This window comes from Xylella fastidiosa, from assembly GCF_011801475.1.
GTDB classification, from domain to species: domain Bacteria; phylum Pseudomonadota; class Gammaproteobacteria; order Xanthomonadales; family Xanthomonadaceae; genus Xylella; species Xylella fastidiosa.
In genome coordinates, this window is sequence record NZ_CP044352.1 from 2,076,825 (window position 1) to 2,095,716 (window position 18,892).

Here is an 18,892-nt window from a genome sequence, read left to right on the forward strand (position 1 = left end):
AAACCACAGTGAACATTGCAAACACTCAACGTTACATTCATTCAGCAAACTAACATAGCCAAACGAACACATCAGCCTGCACGCACGACAGGCACCAAAATGCCCTCATCAAAGGCAGTTGGATAACCCAAGATTGACCGAACTCATTAACGCAGCCACCCAAATACCGATGCAACCCCATCAACAAACAATCGCAACACATAGAAAACAGTGATGACGTGCATCACGCACCGTGCTTACCCCCCCTGATCAATAGAAGGGTGTCCTATCGATTCCATTACTGCTTCCAACAACGGCAACTGCTCCCTACTCACCAGTAACTCGCTCTCAAGCTTTTCGATCTCTTCGCGGAAATCGGCAACATCCTGGAAACTGCGATAGACCGAAGCAAAACGCACATAGCCCACATGGTCGAGCTTACGCAACTCAGCCATAACACATTCACCCACCACGATTGAAGGCACTTCACGCTCACCGGCCATACGCAGACGGTGGATCACCGCACGCATCGCCATCTCAATGCGCTCCTCAGCCACTGGACGCTTCTGTAGAGCTCGATCAAAACTGGTACGCAGCTTGCGTCCATCAAATGCCTCACGCCCACCATCCTTCTTGATGATCACCGGCAACTTCAACTCAATCGTTTCCAACGTACTGAAACGCTCACCGCACGCCTCACACTCGCGGCGACGCCGGATTGTCGCACCGTCTTCGGAGACGCGCGAATCAATCACTCGGGTATCGGTATGTTGGCAAAACAGACAATACATACACGCAAGTCTACTCGTCGGCCAACACTAAGTGGGATTGATACGGTCAACCACGTTGCATTGCTCTGACCGCCGCTGCGATACGAAACGTAGCCACAATAAATGCAATGTCAGCGGTAACGCCACAGGACCAAGACATAAAACACCCCACCCATAAAAAGACCCCGAGTGATAGGAGCCACCATTAAAAGTCAAAACATAGAAAAACCAGAATAAAAATACAGCCGCCGGAACACCAGCCATCAAAAAGAGCCACCATTTCATTTCCAACTCAACTGCACCAAACCAGACCGCACTCCGGTCAAGAACGCATACGACAACACCAACCAGCCAACCAATCCCAAGAAGCGCGACCCAAGCCACCCCAGAATCAATCCCTTCGTCATCATCGAACCATTGCCTTGCAGGACTGTAAGAAGTAATAAACCCATAGATAGTGGCCCACCAATCAAAAGGATAGGTGCACCGAATAGCAACGCATGCGTGAAGTAAAATAAACTGCTTCTGTCACGTAGCGACCGAACAAAGATCGCACAACCTATCCTTAAAACGCATCATCACCCAAATATCCTTCACTGAAGCACAGCAAGAATATCCAAGAAACGTCACTGCGTTCCAAGCACCGTAACATTCCAACCCCAGACACTCAGCGATACACAGGATACTTCTTGCACTGCGCCGCAACCTTCTCACGGACTGCGGCAATGACCGTCACATCTGCAGGCGCGTCAAGCACATCAGCAATCCAGTGCGCTAAGTCCACACAATCCTGCTCCTGGTAACCCCGTGTCGTGACTGCTGGAGTCCCCAAGCGTAACCCGGAGGTTACGAACGGAGAGCGCGGATCATCCGGTACCGCATTCTTATTGACAGTGATATGAACCTGACCCAATGCGCCCTCAGCGTCCTTCCCAGAGACATCCCTACCGATCATGTCAACCAACATCAAATGATTTTCTGTACCACCAGAGACAATCTTATAGCCGCGTAACATGAGGGTCCCAGCCATCGCCTTCGCATTCTTCACCACCTGCTGCTGATACACCTTAAACGCAGGCTCCAACGCCTCCTTAAAAGCAACCGCTTTGGCCGCGATCACATGCATCAATGGACCACCCTGGATCCCAGGAAACACTATCGACTGCAACTTCTTAACCAACGCCTCCTGCGGAGCCTGCGCAACAATAATGCCGCCACGTGGGCCGCGCAGTGTCTTATGCGTCGTCGAAGTCACAACATGCGCATGCGGCAGCGGACTCGGATAGACACCAGCCGCCACCAAGCCAGCCACATGTGCCATATCAACAAGCAAGTAAGCGCCCACCTGATCAGCAATGGCACGGAAGCGCGCCCAATCAATTTTCTGCGAATACGCCGAAAAGCCCGCCACAACCATCTTCGGCCGATGCTCTAACGCAAGCGATTCAACAGCCTCGTAATCAATCAACCCTTGAGCATTCACTCCGTACTGAACCGCATTGAACAACTTGCCAGACACATTAACATTGGCGCCGTGAGTCAAGTGACCGCCATGCGCCAAGCTCATCCCGAGGATCGTATCGCCTGGCTGCAACAAGGCAAAGTACACCGCTTGATTGGCTTGTGAACCGCTATGGGGCTGCACATTGGCATAATCGGCACCAAACAGTTTTTTGGCACGCTCAATCGCCAATTGCTCAGCGATATCGACATACTCACAACCACCGTAGTAACGCTTTCCAGAATACCCTTCAGCATACTTATTAGTCAGTTGACTCCCCTGCACCTGCATCACCAACGTACTGCAATAATTTTCACTGGCAATCAACTCAACGTGATCCTCCTGACGCCTCACTTCAGCAGCGATGGCCTTAGCCAACTCGGGATCGTACATATCAAGACGAGCATCACGCGGGAACATGGCAACTCCGGAAAAAAACACAGGGGATGCAATCAGCATCTGGACACCAAAAATTATAAAACGCACCACACTGGACTGAGCAAATTCATCAGCCTACACGTTTCACTCTGCCCCTTCCCCTCCACACAGACTGTGCACCGCAACACAATCTGCACAGGAATCAAACCCGACCAGCCAGAACATGATTAAACATCTGCTACCAGATCAATGCTTCATGCCAACCACGATGAAAAAAGCTTCATAGGATTAAACGATTAACATCATGACACCCCGTGGAATAGCCACAAGCACACCAACGTCACCATGCCCCATCCTCAACAATCCCAAACAACAGCCGCAAGAATCACCGCACGCAACTCCAACAGGAACATCATGCTGACAGCGCGACAGAGGTCTAAAACACTTCCCACACAGTGAAAATATCCAGGCAGAAACATGCGGAAACATTCGGGCAAAACATTAAGAATGTCCCAGAAGGCCTGACCCATTTCATCCGACCGCAACCAGCAACACCCTAAACACCCATCACACAAACGCGGCGCAACCAACACGCCCCATCACGCAAGTCACTGCCTCCGCACATCAACCCCGATCACGCAGCTTGACAGTATAATTAGCGCCTCTTATATCGCCCCCTTCCGGCCCTGCCCGGATGACCGCACTGCGTCTACGGAGACCGCATGTCCTCGCAATACATCTACACAATGAACCGCGTCAGTAAAGTGATCCCGCCCAAACGGCAGATCATCAAGGACATTTCTCTATCGTTTTTTCCAGGCGCCAAAATCGGCCTGCTCGGCCTGAACGGCGCGGGGAAATCCACCGTACTAAAAATCATGGCCGGTGTGGACACCGACTTCGAAGGCGAGGCTCGCGCACAGCCTGGTATCAAAATCGGCTACTTGGCCCAGGAACCACAACTGGATCCCCAAAAAACCGTACGCGAATCAGTCGAAGAAGGCGTCGGCGAGATCATGCAAGCCCAAGCAGCGCTGGAAAAAGTCTACGCCGCCTACGCTGAAGAGGGTGCGGACTTCGACGCACTCGCTAAAGAGCAGGAGCGCCTGGAAGCAATCTTGGCAAGCAACGACGCACATACCCTGGAACAACAACTGGACGTTGCAGCAGACGCGCTGCGTTTACCGCCATGGGACGCCGCCATCAGCAACCTGTCCGGCGGCGAGAAGCGCCGCGTCGCATTGTGCCGCTTGCTACTGCAAAAACCAGACATGCTGCTGCTCGACGAGCCGACCAACCATTTAGATGCTGAGTCTGTGGAGTGGTTGGAACAATTCCTGCAACGCTACACCGGTACCGTCGTCGCAGTAACCCACGACCGCTACTTTCTCGACAACGCCGCCGAATGGATCCTAGAACTAGACAGAGGCCGCGGTATTCCCTGGAAAGGCAACTACACCGAGTGGCTCGTACAGAAAGAAGATCGCCTGAAACAAGAAGAAAACCAAGAAAAAGCACGTCAAAAAGCAATCCATAGAGAACTGGAATGGGCGCGCCAAAATGCCAAAGGCGGGCGCTCCAAAGGCAAAGCACGCTTGACGCGCCTGGAAGAACTACAATCGCATGAATACCAAAAACGCAACGAAACGAATGAAATATTTATCCCACCAGGCGAACGCCTAGGCGCGTCAGTCATCGAATTCAAAAACGTCTCCAAGACATTCGGCGACCGCCTGCTCATCGACAACCTCAGCTTCCTCGTCCCTGCAGGCGCAATCATTGGCATCATTGGCCCGAACGGCGCCGGAAAATCCACACTATTCAAAATGATCACCGGCCAGGAAAAACCTGATACCGGCGAGATTATCACCGGCTCAACGGTAAAACTGGCTTATGTCGACCAAAGCCGCGATAAGCTGGAAGGCAGCCATACCGTATTCCATGAAATTTCCGGCGGTCTGGACATCCTCAACATCAATGGCATAGAAATCCAGTCGCGCGCCTATATCGGACGCTTCAACTTCAAAGGTCAAGATCAACAAAAGATGGTCGGTTCACTGTCCGGTGGCGAACGTGGCCGTCTGCATATGGCCAAGACCCTGTTACAGGGCGGTAATGTCCTTTTACTCGACGAACCATCCAACGACCTGGACATCGAAACCTTGCGTGCATTAGAAGACGCACTGCTCGAATTCCCAGGGAACACCTTCGTGATTTCCCACGACCGCTGGTTTCTAGATCGTATCGCAACCCACATTCTCGCCTTCGAAGGCGACTCGCACGTCGAATTTTTCCAAGGCAACTACCGCGAGTACGAAGAAGATAAAAAACGCCGCTTCGGCAACGACACCGGCCCCAAACGGCTACGCTTTAAAGCACTCAAGTAAATACAGCCGCGGCCTGCACAATACTGGGCAGGCCGCATGCCTTATTTCAACACTAACGTCATACCCGTTTAAGACATTTATCAGTTCTAAAAGGAAACTCCACCCTGACTAGAATACTTGTCTTATATATTTGACTTGCCTGAAAAAACCACTTTCCCTTATCCAAGGGCAAAAAATATGCGAAACAAATAACGGATCAGCCACAAGAAACCATGACTCGAATATTGAACTAACACCAGAAAGTTAATTTACGAACGTCACGATAAACCAAAACAGTCATGTCACCCGATTAGCCATTAAACACTGCGCATCTATACACATAATAGGTGAGACATTAAATAACGTTACCTATTCCAATACCACTAAAATACAAACGTCAACGCTACTTTAAATTCAATATTTAATAATAAAGCAAAAAAAACCAACAACGGTCACGTTTTTCAAGTAAAATTTGCTGGTTTTCAACCAAAACAGCGCACACCGTCGCTGACACGTCCCACATCTAAATCAAGTTAACACCCCAATTTTCCTTCCCGAGACACCCCACATCCCATGAAGAAATCCCTTAAGGAACTCACTGGCCTCATCGTGGCGTTTGCTCTGGCGACACTTCTATTCTTGTACTGGCCGCTGTACCAGCGCTCTGTCCCCAAAGCAAATAACGACGCCCCAGTAGACGTCGTACTTATCGGTGGCGGCATCATGAGCGTCACCCTTGGCACCTATTTACAGGAACTTCAACCAGATTGGAAAATCGAGTTGTTCGAACGCCTGAACGGCATTGCGCAGGAAAGCTCGGACGGCTGGAACAACGCCGGCACAGGTCATTCCGCATTCGCCGAACTAAATTACACACCAGAACTGCAAGATGGCACCATCGAAATCAAACGCGCCATCAAGATCGCCGAACAATTCGAGATATCACGCGAATTCTGGTCCCATCAGGTCCGTCATGGCCGCTTGCCCGCACCCACAGAGTTCATCAACGCGACCCCGCACATGAGCTTCGTCTGGGGTGAAGACCGGATCGAATACCTGCGCAAGCGTCACAACGCCCTCATCAAGAACCCACTGTTCTACGGAATGCAGTTCTCTACCGACCCAGCGATCATCCAAAAGTGGGCGCCACTGCTGATGGAAGGTCGGACACAGGATCAGAAAGTCGCTGCAACCTACATGCCGCTAGGCACTGACGTTAACTTCGGCGTCATTACCCGGGATCTTGCCAAGCATCTGCAAGACAGCCAAAACTTTGCACTGCACCTGGACCATGAAGTCACCGCACTGCGCCAAAACCCCGACAAAACATGGAACGTGACCGTCAAAGACCTCAACAATGGCCAAGAACGCAGCATCAAATCACGCTTTGTGTTTATTGGAGCCGGTGGTGCTGCACTGAAACTGCTGCAACTGTCCGGGATCCCGGAATCCAAAGACTATGCAGGCTTTCCGGTCGGCGGCCAGTTCCTGTCCTTCGAAAACACAGCCATCACTAAGCGCCACAACGTCAAAGCCTATGGCATGGCTGAGTCCGGCTCGCCGCCGATGTCGGTACCTCACCTGGACGCCCGAAAACTCGACGGTAAATCCATCGTTCTCTTTGGACCGTTCGCACTTTACAGCACCAAATTCCTGAAAAATGGCTCCTGGTTCGACCTCTACTCATCAGTCAACCATCACAACGCCGCCGGCATGCTGAGCGTCGGCAAAAATAATATTGACCTTGTGAAATACCTGATGAAACAGGCCACACTCACCGATGCAGACCGGCATGCCGAACTTTTGAAATACTTCCCCAACGCCAAACCAACAGACTGGACACTCGTCACAGCCGGCCAACGTGTACAAATCATCAAACGCGATCCGGACAAGGGCATGATTCTTCAATTCGGTACTGAAATCGTGATGGATAAAGACCACACACTCGCTACCCTGCTAGGCGCCTCTCCCGGCGCATCGACCTCCCCCTCGATCATGCTAGATCTGCTAGCCAAAGCATTTCCGCAACAAATGAAAAATGGCTGGGAAACGCAGTTGAAGAAGATCATTCCTTCCTATGGACAGCACATCAACGACAGCCCAGCACTGACCAACAAAATTCGACGAATGACCAGTGAAACGCTATCACTTCCCTATCTAGAAGTGCCGGACAAATCCGCCACCCCCGCTGACCCAACCATTGCCCCGAAGAATCAGCATTCCACCACCTACAACGCCAACTCGGAAATGCAAGCACTTTGACAAAACGGCCCGCTGGAATCTCCAGCGGGCCGTCTCAACATCCAGAGCCTTCCAAGCACCCGATTATTTCTTGCAACAACATTTGCTTGCCACCATAAAGCATCAGCTGCATATACCCGCACCAAAGCACACCGCATCACCGCACTAAATAAAGTGCAAAAACATCAATCAAAGAAGCGCTCACGCTCTTCCGGCTCGGGCAGCAGACACTGCTCATGGCGCCCAAACCAACGATAGCGATTACGCGCCAACCAACGATAACCAGCATCTGTCCAACGACGCGGCAACACGTACAAGCAAGCAGCAACGCGCCAAAAACCACCCAAACCAACTAATACACGTAACACCGCATCCGAATCACTCCACCCCTTTCCATCCTCAACCAGCAAGAACGAAAGCGGATCCTCCGGATCCAACCCATATGCACGTAACAGCGCCCCACCATGCTGCCCCTGCATCGCGGCAAAACGGTAGCGTTTTTTTCGATCACGGCGTAGCAAGAAACGCACCCAACCATTACATAGTACGCAGACGCCATCGAAGACAATCACCGCAGTAGTCGTATCAACCTGACGCAACACACCCTCATCACAGATCAACGGTTCCACCATCGGCACCGACACAGCAACCCAAAAACAGCAGCGCCCATCCTTAACCGACTCACCATTCCCCCAACCGTAGAACCAACGTACCGATTACAGCAACCAGCCCAGACCCCATACCCGAATCACGCACCAACAAACAACCACGACACCCGCGTATAACACACACGCCAATACAACCGAGGAGCGTGCACCCATCACAGCGCGTGTATTACCCCCCAGCAAAACAATACTGCCAACGCTCGTCACGATCATGACTAATAAAAATCACTTAAAGCGGCACTACCCTACAAAGGGGCAAGGGGCAAGGGGCAAGGGGCAAGGGGCAAGGGGCAAGGGGCAAGGGGCAAGGGGCAAGGGGCAAGGGGCAAGGGGCAAGGGGCAAACACATCATTGCAGCCAATCCAGGCTACCACGCAATGCCCGTCCTTGAAGCACGCCCCCTACCGCACCAGCTCCACGCACCGTACACCCACCAACCACACAGCACATACCCCAGCCATCCACCACCCGATGGAATGAAGAGAGACACGCATTAACACCCAATCCACGCCAACGTGGCAAAACGTCCGCTGCGCCGATCACGGCGGTGAGAGAAAAATCGCTGCGGATCGGAGATTGTGCATAAGCCCCCCCATAAATAGAAACTGCCGACAGCCCCGCACGCATCAAACGCTGTCGTGCCAACGCATACAGATCAACATACCAATGCCCGGGACGGGTCACTGAAAAAGCACAAGCTGCACCCGAGTCCCGCTCAACGAACGCTGCATACACATCCACACCAACCTCATAGGCCTGTGGACCAGCCGCAGGCCCAAGCCACGCCTGCAAACACTCTGGCGACGTCCGCAACGCAGCCACCGTGCGCTCCAACACATCATCAGCCAAACCACGCCAACCAGCGTGTACAACACCGATCTCACTCCCATCAACAGCAGCCAAGACGACCGGCAAACAATCCGCAGTCAAAATCACCAAGACCGCCCCAGCCACACTGGTCACCGCAGCATCAGCCGTCGGCTCAACCACACGAGCGATCGACTGCGGAAGCACATCGACACGCAACACCTCCACACCATGCACTTGCCGCAACCAGTGCGGCACCGACGGTAACCCCAGCATCTGGACCAAACGCGACCGATTCCGCTCCACACACACAGGAGCATCACCTGCAACGCCACTACAGTTCCCCAGATTCAACCGATCAAATGGTGCTACGGATACACCAGGCCCATCGCGCAACGTGCTCAATGCCATGACACCGGGCGGCGGCGGCCAATCCGCCACTAACACCCAAGATGGAAACTTACCCATCTCAACGCCACTCCCGCTCAAAGAACAGCGCACTGTCCTCACGCAGCGCCGCAAGAAGCTGACATAAATCCTCTGGCACCGGCGCAACAATACGCACAGGCAGAGCCCTTACAGGATGCAGAAACTCCAACACCTCAGCATGCAATGCCTGACGCTTGAATCCACGCAGCATGGCCACCAAGGCATCCGTGCCGCCCTTTGGCAACTTCAACGACCCACCGTACAACCGATCACCGACAATTGGATGGCGCAGATGCGCCATGTGGACACGGATCTGATGCGTACGCCCAGTATCTAAACGACACTCCAATGCCGTATGCGCACGGAAACGTTCCCGCAACCGATAATGAGTGACTGCCTCCTTCCCTGTGTCTGACACCTCCATCCGCAGCCGGTCACGCGGGTGACGTTCAATCGCCGCATTCACCGTACCACCGGAAACCAACGCGCTAACAACGACTGCCAAATACTGACGATGTACCTGACGTGAAGACAACTGCTCCACCAACGCAGTCTGCGCCTGCAGCGTGCGTGCCACGACCATCACCCCACTCGTATCCTTGTCCAAACGATGCACCACCCCAGCACGCGGCACCGCCGCTAACGCCGGATCACGATGCAGCAACGCATTAACCAACGTCCCATCGGGATTACCAGCCCCCGGGTGTACGACCAACCCCGCAGGCTTATTGATGACGAATACATGCTCATCCTCGTACAAAATATCTAACGGAATATCCTGCGGCACCGCATCAGTGCGGATATCTGGCATGACCTGCAACCAAACCACCTCGCCACCGTAAACCGGATCACGCGGTCGTACCAACACTCCATTCAACAGCACATCCCCAGATTTGATCCATTCCGTCAAGCGCGAGCGCGAGAATTCCGGAAAAAGCTCAGCCAACACAGCATCGAAACGACGGCCAGCAGCACCATCCGGCACAGTGGTCTGACGGGAGAATCCAGCGAGGTCATCGGACATAAACACCAACAAAAACAACGAAATTCGGCACTAGAGGGAGCATAAGTCAGTCACAAGACATGCCATTAGGCTATCATCAATGCTTCATATTATTGATGCGTGCCACGCAAACCCATGATCCAACGTCCTACCTTCTTCTCACCTATCCACCTGTTGGCCGTGCTACTGGCTACCTTCATCCTCATCACCGGCTGTCACCGCGAAACCAAAAAGAACGCTGATGATGGCATGCCGGTGGAACATCTGTACGACAAGGCACACACGCTCATGAAGAAAGGTAACTGGGCCGGTGCCGAGCTCAGCTTCAAGCGCCTCATTGCCCAATACCCGTATGGCCCGTATACCGAACAAGCAATGGTCGAGAACGCCTACGCACAGTACAAGTCGGGAAAACACGACGACGCTGTATCATCAATCGACCGCTTCATACGCACTTACCCGACGCACCATAACATCCCCTATATGTACTACCTGCGTGGCCTGAGCAACAGCAACCGCGACACCATATTTTTACGCAAAGTCTGGTCACTGGACCTCAGTCGCCGTGACTTATCCGCCCCACAGCAAGCCTACAACGACTTCAAAACGGTTCTGGATCGCTACCCAAACAGCCGTTACGCTACCGATGCCAAGAAGCAAATGACTGAGCTGCGTAACATGTTCGCCCAATACGAGATGAACGTTACACTCTACTACCTGCGCCGCACGGCTTGGGTCGCAGCCGCAGGCCGCGCCAACTTTCTGCTAGAAACCTACCCACAGAGCCCCTTCCAATACGATGCAGTGGCCGCCCTTGGAGAGGCTTACACCCATTTGGGTAACAAGACACTTGCAGACAATGCACGCCAGGTATTGCAAACCAATGCCCCCGACCATCCTTGGCTCAAAGGCAAAAAATGGCCCAAATACCCGGCAGCAATCCGCAAGCTGAACCCATTCGCAGGTGAAAAATCAGCAGCAACCGGACAGACTAACGCCGTTGTAAATTCCAATTAAGTATCACCCAAGACGTCCTTCATCTGGATACAAACGCAAGCACAACGACACTAGCTTTACGACTGATTTTATAGATCCAAAACTTGGTCGCTCATTGCTTGATTGGCAAAAATACCTTGATTCGGAACACATGCTATTGCCCCTTGCACCCGGACACGATACCGATACCGATACCGATACCGATACCGGGGCATAGCACTGAAAGACAATAGCCCCTAACACCACCTACCAATTCACCTGCATTGCCCCCAAATTGGAGCACACAAAAACCCCATTTAAAATGGGGAAGATCCCAACCACGGATACCCAGAACACCCAAATGCCGCCATCGGACTATGCAAGCAGCCAAGCATCCCGACCTACTGCCGTTCTAAAGAGTGTCTGCTCACTCCTTGCTCACTCCTCTTACCCCCCCCACCACCGGAGCCAGAAGTGCAATTGTCACACCCATGACAAGCACCGACACGGCGCATCCTTGGCGCCAAACGATACCCCAAACGCTGTATCCAAACAGGCAGACCAGGGCGGGTCAAATACCCACCCAATACACCACAGACACGCCCCCAGGTCCCGGGCAGATACTTACGGACCACCACAAAGACGCTGACCAGCACCGCCAGCGCAATCACCACATACTGCAACAACAAAGAGACGCTCATGGGTTAACCTGCCCCCAGTAACAATGCGACCTGGTAGGTTGCCAACGCCGCCAAGTAAGCAAGAGCAAACAGATAACCGGCCGTCATAGCCATGTGCTTCCAAGAATTAGTCTCTCGCTTAATCGTCACCAGAGTGGAAATACACATCGGTGCATAGATGTACCAGACAAGGAGCGACAGCGCAGTCGCTAATGACCAGCCGTCTTGAATCAGCGGCGACAATGCCCGTACAGCCATCTCTTCATTAGACGCTGACAAGGCATACACCGTTGCCAGTGAAGAAACCGCGACCTCGCGGGCAGCCAACCCGGGGATCAACGCAATACAAATTTGCCAGCTAAAACCTAAGGGGGCAAAAAATACCGCAATCACATGGCCAATTCTTCCAGCAAAGCTGTATTGGATCGCTGGGCCAATCGCGCCGGACGGTGGCTCCGGAAACGCCAGCAAGAACCACAGCAAAATAGTCAATGCCAAGATAATGCCACCGACACGCTTAAGAAAAATCACCGCACGCTCCCACAAACCCAGCAGCAAATCACGTGAGTGAGGTAATCGGTAAGAAGGCAGCTCCAATAATAATGGATGCTCACTTGTACCGCGGCGCCACTTTTTTACCGTCCAGGACACGACAAGCGCACTGAAAATTCCCGCCATATACAACCCAAATAGCACCAACCCCTGTTGATTGATCGGCCCCCACAAAGATTTACGCGGCACGAACGCACCAATGAGCAACGTATACACCGGCAACCGCGCCGAACAGGTCATCAACGGTGCGACAAGGATGGTGACAAGTCGATCACGCGGGTCCTGAATACTGCGCGTTGACATAATGCCCGGCACTGCACAAGCAAAACTAGACAACAGAGGAATGAACGAACGCCCAGACAACCCAGCCAGCACCATCAGTCGATCCAGCAAAAACGCCGCACGTGGCAAATAACCAGACTCCTCAAGCGCCAGGATGAAAGCAAACAAGATCAAGATCTGCGGCAAAAACATCAGAACTCCGCCGATACCGGTAATAATGCCGTCCACCACTAAACTACGTAGCGGACCATCCGGCAATCTATTCCCAACCCAATGACCCAACACCGTGGTACTTCCCTCAATCAAACTCACCAGCGGCGCAGCCCATGCGTATACCGCCTGAAAAATCAAGAACATCACAACAGTCAGCACCACTAAACCAAACACCGGATGCAACAACCAGCGGTCCAATGCGTCATCCACACGCGACGTGCGACTGGGCATTTTGACAGCCGCATCCAAAATATGACGCACTTGCGCGTGATACTGGTCACCAGCGGCTAACGCGGGTACAGGTGCAGGCAATGGAATCACCCCCGTGTCGAGTTGCTCAAGCAGCGCACGTGCACCATGGCGGCGGACCGCGACCGTTTCCACCACTGGTACTCCCAACAACTGCTCCAGAATCACGCGATCAATACGGATACCACGCCGCTGTGCAGCATCCACCATGTTCAGCGCCACCACGACTGGCCGCCCTAATTCAATCAATTCCAGTACAAAACGCAAATGCAACCGCAGATTGGTTGCATCAACCACACAAACCAACACATCCGGCGGCGCCTCACCAGGATAGAAACCACGGCAAAAATCACGGGTAATCGCCTCGTCAAAACTAGCAGGCTGAAAACTATAAGCACCCGGCAGATCAAGGATCACGAACTCACGTCCAGACGATGCGCGGAAATACCCCTCCTTACGCTCAACGGTGACGCCAGGATAATTAGCCACTTTCTGTCGGCTACCCGTCAACCGATTAAACAACGCCGTCTTACCACTATTGGGATTACCCACCAAAGCCAACCGGAGCACATGCTTACTCATTGACCGTCTCCATCGGCACCACTCGGATGCGCTGCGCCTCAACCCTGCGCAAAGCAAAACGAGTGTAGCCGACCTGTACCAAGAGCGGCTCACGCCCTAAAGGGCCAGTCGCCAGCACTGTGATCTCCTCACCGGCAACGAAACCCAATTCGCGCAAGCGCCGTGCAATCACATCGTTAGGCTGACGATCCTCAACCGCTACCACAACAGCAGTGCGGCGCAACACCATATCCAACAACGTCACAAAACACTCTTAATGACAAGAATCGTTCTCAATACTATCACCCCCCGCCCACGTCAGCGCAGCCACTCATCACTGCGCAACGCATTCCAGGAATGGAGCGCCGCTTTTCACCCTCGTCAGCAAAATGCTCCACGGTGACTTTGCCCTAATGGGTAACAAGGTCCAGCCCTTTCAAAACCAGCATTTCACCATTCAGCATCGTAACGACCGTGCTTGTGGATCAGATGGCTGACTTTGATATATCTCAAACACTTCATTGGATGCCTGCTTCAAAAACACAACACACCATCGCACCGCTGAGCAGGAAGCAAACAAGCACATCATCCTGCACACCACAGCAAGGAGAATTCAGAGAATGAAGGACCCACATCAACGGATGTATCAATAAACTTTGCTTATCTACTTAAGAGGACGCCACTCACCCTTACGCCTACCGATCCAATGACCGAACGCCACAGCGATACCCAACAAGGCGGACTTGGTAGGTGATATCCACCAAACCCAAGCACAACTGGGGCAGGCACATCGACAACGATGACAGAACATGATGTACGCAAATGTAAAGGGACCAGGGCCACAACAACCCGGTGAATTGCGGAGCGGGGCATCGCTCCACAATTCATTGATTTAATTTGATATTCATATGGAAACTGCGTAGGTTTAGCGTTGCAAATACAGCATCCGCCATTTTTAAAATCGACATTTCTTTAGTTGAGACGCAAAACAACAATGCACTTCTTTAGCTCACCCACAGATCACACCCGATGCTGCACCGCTGCACTCAATGCTTGCGTGGGAAAAGATTGAGCACTTCCCTCTTTAACCCCATCACTGCATCCCAAACACACCCAAACGAACAACGCTACCCATCACAGGATTTACAGTAATAAAACCAACAATAGCCTGTCCATTAATCGAAACTTCTATCCTATTGCTTGCTCAAACGATCGTGCTCAGCCTGGGTCATTATGCAAGCCCCATGCACGGCCCACGCTGGCACTAACCACCAGGCACGGCGATTCGAAGAGCCAACAAACACACTGGCGCTACGATTGATACAACCGAACATGGCAGCCTCCTGCACTAACAACCAGCGCTGCCGCGGCCGCTGCACCTGCCAAGCAATACCACGGCGCAATTGCTCGTCCCAAGGCACTAAGAAACCAAAGGTCGCTACTGAACGGTCAGCCATCAACAGGTTCTGCTCCTTCCAAGCCACCAAACCAAGCTCAGCGGCCGGACCGATGCGCTTGCCCGCAATCATCATGACCCCACGCGCAGAACTGGAATCGTTTACAACCGGCATCAGCACCAACCCGAAGACCAACCACAGGGTCGTAAGGACCGAAAACACCGCAACAACAGGACGACGCTGGCTGAACGCAAGTAAGCTAAATACTCCCCATGATGCGACCGCTATCCCCCCCCACGCGATCACACGCACATCCTCCAAAATCAACGTGGTCCCCTCCATCATCCGTGCCTGCCAATCCGAACGGATCAATAAGCCCGCCCCAAACACTGCCAGCACCAGCACCAGCAGCACACCAAACGCCAGCAGCAACCGGGAACACGCACGCTTACGCAACAATCCTGGCAACAACGGTGCTAGCGCCAAACACACCATTGGCAACGCGGGCAGCATATAAACATCTCGCTTGCCGCTGGGAATCGAAAAGAACACAAGCAACAACACACACCACGCCAAGGGCAGCAAATAACGGGGATCACGGCGGCGCATTCTGCGCCACCAGGCCGGCAAGGCCCACGGCAACGCCAGAAGCGTGGGAATCCACATCACGAGCATCACTTGAAGGAAGTACCAAGGAGGCTGTGCGTGATCCCAGGATTTGGTATAGCGCCCAAACGTCTGCCGTAACAGAATATCGTTCAAATAAGCACGGTATTCAGGCTGCTGAGCAGACAACGCGGTCATCACCATTGGCACTAACCACAGCGAGACCGCAACCAAGAAACCCAGCGGCCCTAACCAAAAGCGCACATCACGCACGTGCACCCTGACCCGCGGCCACCCTGCCAATGAAGCAGCCGCTGCCGGCAACACAATCAACAGCGCCAGTGCACCAACACCCTTAGTGATCGTCCCAAGGCCAGCCGCAAACCAACCCAGCACCCACCAACGCCAGTGCCCCCAAACAACAGATGGCGTAGCAAACCATAGTTGGCAAAGGTGATGAAAAAGACCACTAACGCATCAATCTGTGCACGCTTGGCTTGATAGGTGAAATGAAACGTAAACAGCAGGGCATACGCCGCATACAACCCGATCCGACGCGTCCACAACCGGCGCCCAAGATCATAGACACATACCAACGTACCCAGTGCAGCTAACAGCGAAGGCAATAAAAAAGCCACTTTCAAATTGCCGAACAAAGTATAAAAAGCAGCCTGTAACCACATCAGCATTGGCGGCTTATCTGAATACAACTCATTACCGCGATGTGGGAATAACCACTCCCCACTGTCCACCATTTGCTTGGCGACCAGAGCGAAACGCGGCTCATCGGCCGGATGCGGATCGCGTAAGCCCAAACCACTCCCCAACACCAACAACGCCACCAGAAACAGCAACCAAGCTTGATGTGAAACGTGCCGGATTTTCATGAAGCTGTAATAGTCACTTGAACTGATACATTTCACATTTATATGTCTTTTCACATTGATATGTCTTTAATCAACCTGGCATAAAAAAAGCCATCACCGCCTTGTTCACCCGGCAAGCGCTGCCGCCCCAGACCAGCGGGCTGACCATACGCATCCCCAGGGTCCTCGGCGCAGGCATCGGCCGTCCTGGCCAGAAACGCTTCCAACTGAGTCTGGTTCTCGGCACGCAGCACCGAACAGGTCACATACACCAGTACTCCTCCGGGGCGCAAGGTGCGCCAACAAGCATCCAGCAATCGGGACTGAATATTTAATAAAGGCAATAGATCCTCGGCACGCCGGTGGAGCAGTACGTCCGGTTGGCGGCGTACCACTCCAGTCGCTGAGCAGGGCGCATCCAACAACACCGCATCAAACGGCTCCCCATCCCACCACGCTGCAAGATCAGTCGCATCGGCAACACACAACCTAGCCTTGACATGGATGCGGTCACAAGTCTCAGCAACCCGACGCAACCGCTGCATATCTACATCCAACGCAGTCAAGCACAGTGTGGGCGCACGCTCTAACAGATGTGCAGCTTTGCCGCCTGGCGCGGCACACGCATCAAGCAGACGGGCGTGTGGCGCTGGTGACAACAACGCAGCCACTTGCTGCGCCGACAAGTCTTGAACCGACACTTCACCGCCCTGGAACCCGGGCAATTGCACTACAGGCACAGAACAATCCAACGCAAGCGCCTCAGGGACCAATCCACTTGGTACAGCCTCCAAACCTGCTGCCTGCAAACGCTGCACATAGGTGTGACGATCGCCATAGCGCAGATTGACCCGTAACCACATCGGCGCTGGCTTAAGGCTGGCATCAAAAATTGCTTCTGCCTGCTCCCCCCAGTCAGCACGGATGCGCTCTGCCAACCAACGTGGCCAAGCAGCATCAGACGATACGACCGGCAAACGTTCACGCTGAGCACGACGCAACACCGCATTGACAAAACTGACCCGGTGGGGCCACCCCAGCACGCGGCAGGCATCAACCGTCGCTGACAACGCCGCATACGGCGGTACTTTTAAAACATCAAGTTGCGCAAAACCAACCATAAGCAAGCCGCGCAACTGCGCATCACCACGACCCAAGGGACGCGCCAACCACCGGGTGAGCGCAGCCTCATAAACCGGACGCCGCCGCAACACTGCAAAACAGATTGCCTCGACCAAGGCACGGTCACGCACATCCTCCAACGTTGGCAACGCTGCGGCCAGCTCCGTCTTGAGCGAACGCCCCTGATCCACGACCAAAGCTAGCACCCGCGCCGCAACCACACGCGGTGCAATGCCATCGCTCACGCACGGACCTGCAAGTCTCGGCGGGCGTTAAGGTAATCAGCCACGGTGATCGCTTTCCCACCTTCCCTCTGTAATCTGCACAAACGCAACGCGCCCTGCACACAGGCCACATCAATCCCCTCTTTACTCGCCGCCAACACCGTACCCGGCGGCTGGCTGTGATCCAGATCCAGAGCCAACGCCTCATGGATACGCACCCGCTCACCACTCAATACGACCTCAGCCACCGGCCATGGCTGGAACGCCCGTACCCTGCAGGCAAGCCGTTCGGCCGGTTGCTCCCAATCAAGCCGGGATTCAACCTTGCCGAGTTTGTGCGCATAGGTCACACCAACAGCCAACTGCGGCTGTGGCACAGGCCGTAGCCCAGCACGCAACAAGCCCAGGCCATCAGAAAGTAGCTGTGCTCCCATCTCAGCAAGACGATCATGTAACTGCCCACTGGTTTCATGCGCATTAATCGGAGTCTTCAGGGACATCAACACAGGGCCAGTATCAAGACCCGCTTCCATCTGCATCAGACAAACGCCGGTTTCGGTATCACCGGCCTCAATCGCACGCTGAATCGGTGCAGCGCCGCGCCAGCGCGGTAACAGGGAAGCATGCACGTTCCAGCAACCATCATCAGGAATCGTCAACACCGCCTCGGGGAGAATCACCCCGTAAGCAACGACAACAATCAGATCTGGACGCAATGCACGTAGCTGCTCCAACACCTCGGGCGAACGCAAGGTCTGGGGTTGGTACACCGGCAAACCACGCGCGACCGCCTCCAGCTTGACTGGCGAAGGCATCAGTTCACGGCCACGACCAGCGGGGCGATCTGGTTGCGTGTAGACCGCAACAACATCGGCTCGCTGAGTCACCGAGCGCAAGGATGGCACCGCAAAATCCGGTGTACCGGCAAAAACAATTCTCATAAATAATGGTGATCCTGATGGGGAATATTAGGGCCTGTGGATGAGGTGGACTCCCAAGCGAGACCAGCACCACTCTCCAATACAA

At 53.6% G+C, this 18,892-nt stretch carries 14 protein-coding genes and 2 pseudogenes; 3 read left to right on the plus strand and 13 right to left on the minus strand.

Translation table 11 applies throughout. The features are described from left to right. Nucleotides 1-236: 236 nt before the first annotated feature. The 3 genes from nrdR to glyA all read right to left on the minus strand — a co-directional run bounded on the left by nrdR (nt 237) and on the right by glyA (nt 2,670). Complete coding sequence (gene nrdR, locus F7G16_RS09655; RefSeq protein ID WP_004089673.1) at nt 237-770, minus strand: transcriptional regulator NrdR; 534 nt, start codon at nt 768-770, stop codon at nt 237-239. 260 nt (nt 771-1,030) lie between these two features. Continuing rightward, nucleotides 1,031-1,201, minus strand: a complete 171-nt coding sequence (locus F7G16_RS12380) for a hypothetical protein (protein ID WP_225621674.1) — start codon at nt 1,199-1,201, stop codon at nt 1,031-1,033. Nucleotides 1,202-1,416: 215 nt separating this feature from the next. Then, entirely contained in the window at nt 1,417-2,670 is a 1,254-nt protein-coding gene (glyA, locus tag F7G16_RS09665) for a serine hydroxymethyltransferase (protein WP_012382734.1), read from the minus strand. Between the two features lie 680 nt (nt 2,671-3,350). Between glyA and ettA the strand changes: the two genes are divergently transcribed. Together ettA and mqo are read left to right on the plus strand one after the other, a co-directional pair. Beyond that, complete coding sequence (gene ettA, locus F7G16_RS09670) at nt 3,351-5,015, plus strand: energy-dependent translational throttle protein EttA (RefSeq protein WP_011098235.1); 1,665 nt, start codon at nt 3,351-3,353, stop codon at nt 5,013-5,015. A gap of 552 nt (nt 5,016-5,567) precedes the next feature. Then, on the plus strand, nt 5,568-7,256 hold the full coding sequence (gene mqo / locus F7G16_RS09675) for a malate dehydrogenase (quinone) (protein ID WP_004089665.1): 1,689 nt from the start codon (nt 5,568-5,570) through the stop codon (nt 7,254-7,256). 164 nt (nt 7,257-7,420) lie between these two features. Here mqo and F7G16_RS09680 read toward each other — a convergent pair whose 3' ends face one another. The 4 genes and pseudogenes from F7G16_RS09680 to rluD form a co-directional block, all read right to left on the minus strand. After that, nucleotides 7,421-7,867, minus strand: coding sequence for a thiol-disulfide oxidoreductase DCC family protein (locus tag F7G16_RS09680; RefSeq protein ID WP_004089664.1), 447 nt, complete (start codon nt 7,865-7,867; stop codon nt 7,421-7,423). Nucleotides 7,868-8,248: 381 nt separating this feature from the next. Continuing rightward, nucleotides 8,249-8,422 (minus strand): hypothetical protein, encoded by a 174-nt coding sequence (locus F7G16_RS09685; RefSeq protein ID WP_155115082.1) that lies wholly within the window; start codon nt 8,420-8,422, stop codon nt 8,249-8,251. Then, a pseudogene (gene pgeF / locus F7G16_RS09690) lies at nt 8,394-9,175 on the minus strand (peptidoglycan editing factor PgeF). The gene F7G16_RS09685 and the pseudogene pgeF overlap by 29 nt, the downstream one beginning before the upstream one ends. Nucleotide 9,176: 1 nt before the next feature. After that, a complete protein-coding gene (gene rluD / locus F7G16_RS09695; RefSeq protein ID WP_004089658.1) occupies nt 9,177-10,160 on the minus strand; it encodes a 23S rRNA pseudouridine(1911/1915/1917) synthase RluD in 984 nt (327 codons plus the stop codon). 114 nt (nt 10,161-10,274) lie between these two features. On the opposite strand from rluD, the gene F7G16_RS09700 reads away from it, so the two are divergent. After that, nucleotides 10,275-11,156: an outer membrane protein assembly factor BamD gene (locus F7G16_RS09700; protein ID WP_004089657.1), complete on the plus strand. Its 882-nt coding sequence runs from the start codon at nt 10,275-10,277 to the stop codon at nt 11,154-11,156. Between the two features lie 359 nt (nt 11,157-11,515). Here the strand turns inward: F7G16_RS09700 and F7G16_RS09705 are convergent, their stop codons facing one another. The 6 genes and pseudogenes from F7G16_RS09705 to fmt form a co-directional block, all read right to left on the minus strand. Further along, entirely contained in the window at nt 11,516-11,815 is a 300-nt protein-coding gene (locus F7G16_RS09705; protein WP_004089651.1) for a DUF6587 family protein, read from the minus strand. 3 nt (nt 11,816-11,818) lie between these two features. Further along, nucleotides 11,819-13,672 (minus strand): ferrous iron transporter B, encoded by a 1,854-nt coding sequence (gene feoB, locus F7G16_RS09710; RefSeq protein WP_004089649.1) that lies wholly within the window; start codon nt 13,670-13,672, stop codon nt 11,819-11,821. Then, nucleotides 13,665-13,916 carry a FeoA family protein gene (locus tag F7G16_RS09715; protein WP_010893451.1) on the minus strand — a complete coding sequence of 84 codons (252 nt, stop codon included), beginning with the start codon at nt 13,914-13,916 and terminating at the stop codon, nt 13,665-13,667. Before F7G16_RS09715 ends, feoB begins: the two co-directional genes overlap by 8 nt. Before the next feature lie 928 nt (nt 13,917-14,844). Further along, nucleotides 14,845-16,541, minus strand: a pseudogene (locus F7G16_RS09720) (ArnT family glycosyltransferase). 50 nt (nt 16,542-16,591) lie between these two features. After that, nucleotides 16,592-17,887: a 16S rRNA (cytosine(967)-C(5))-methyltransferase RsmB gene (gene rsmB / locus F7G16_RS09725; protein ID WP_004089643.1), complete on the minus strand. Its 1,296-nt coding sequence runs from the start codon at nt 17,885-17,887 to the stop codon at nt 16,592-16,594. Next, the gene (gene fmt, locus F7G16_RS09730) at nt 17,884-18,807 is read right to left on the minus strand and encodes a methionyl-tRNA formyltransferase (RefSeq protein WP_004089641.1); all 924 of its coding nucleotides are present in this window, start codon (nt 18,805-18,807) and stop codon (nt 17,884-17,886) included. The genes rsmB and fmt overlap by 4 nt, the downstream gene beginning before the upstream one ends. Between the last annotated feature and the right edge of the window lie 85 nt (nt 18,808-18,892).

Excerpts from the sequence above, each read along its gene's own strand:
- feoB (WP_004089649.1), bottom strand. The coding sequence starts at position 13,672 with ATGAGTAAGCATGTGCTCCGGTTGGCTTTGGTGGGTAATCCCAATAGT.
- rluD (WP_004089658.1), bottom strand. The coding sequence starts at position 10,160 with ATGTCCGATGACCTCGCTGGATTCTCCCGTCAGACCACTGTGCCGGAT.
- F7G16_RS09700 (WP_004089657.1), top strand. The coding sequence starts at position 10,275 with ATGATCCAACGTCCTACCTTCTTCTCACCTATCCACCTGTTGGCCGTG.
- nrdR (WP_004089673.1), bottom strand. The coding sequence starts at position 770 with ATGTATTGTCTGTTTTGCCAACATACCGATACCCGAGTGATTGATTCG.
- fmt (WP_004089641.1), bottom strand. The coding sequence starts at position 18,807 with ATGAGAATTGTTTTTGCCGGTACACCGGATTTTGCGGTGCCATCCTTG.
- ettA (WP_011098235.1), top strand. The coding sequence starts at position 3,351 with ATGTCCTCGCAATACATCTACACAATGAACCGCGTCAGTAAAGTGATC.
- F7G16_RS09680 (WP_004089664.1), bottom strand. The coding sequence starts at position 7,867 with ATGGTGGAACCGTTGATCTGTGATGAGGGTGTGTTGCGTCAGGTTGAT.
- glyA (WP_012382734.1), bottom strand. The coding sequence starts at position 2,670 with ATGTTCCCGCGTGATGCTCGTCTTGATATGTACGATCCCGAGTTGGCT.
- F7G16_RS12380 (WP_225621674.1), bottom strand. The coding sequence starts at position 1,201 with ATGGGTTTATTACTTCTTACAGTCCTGCAAGGCAATGGTTCGATGATG.
- mqo (WP_004089665.1), top strand. The coding sequence starts at position 5,568 with ATGAAGAAATCCCTTAAGGAACTCACTGGCCTCATCGTGGCGTTTGCT.
- F7G16_RS09705 (WP_004089651.1), bottom strand. The coding sequence starts at position 11,815 with ATGAGCGTCTCTTTGTTGTTGCAGTATGTGGTGATTGCGCTGGCGGTG.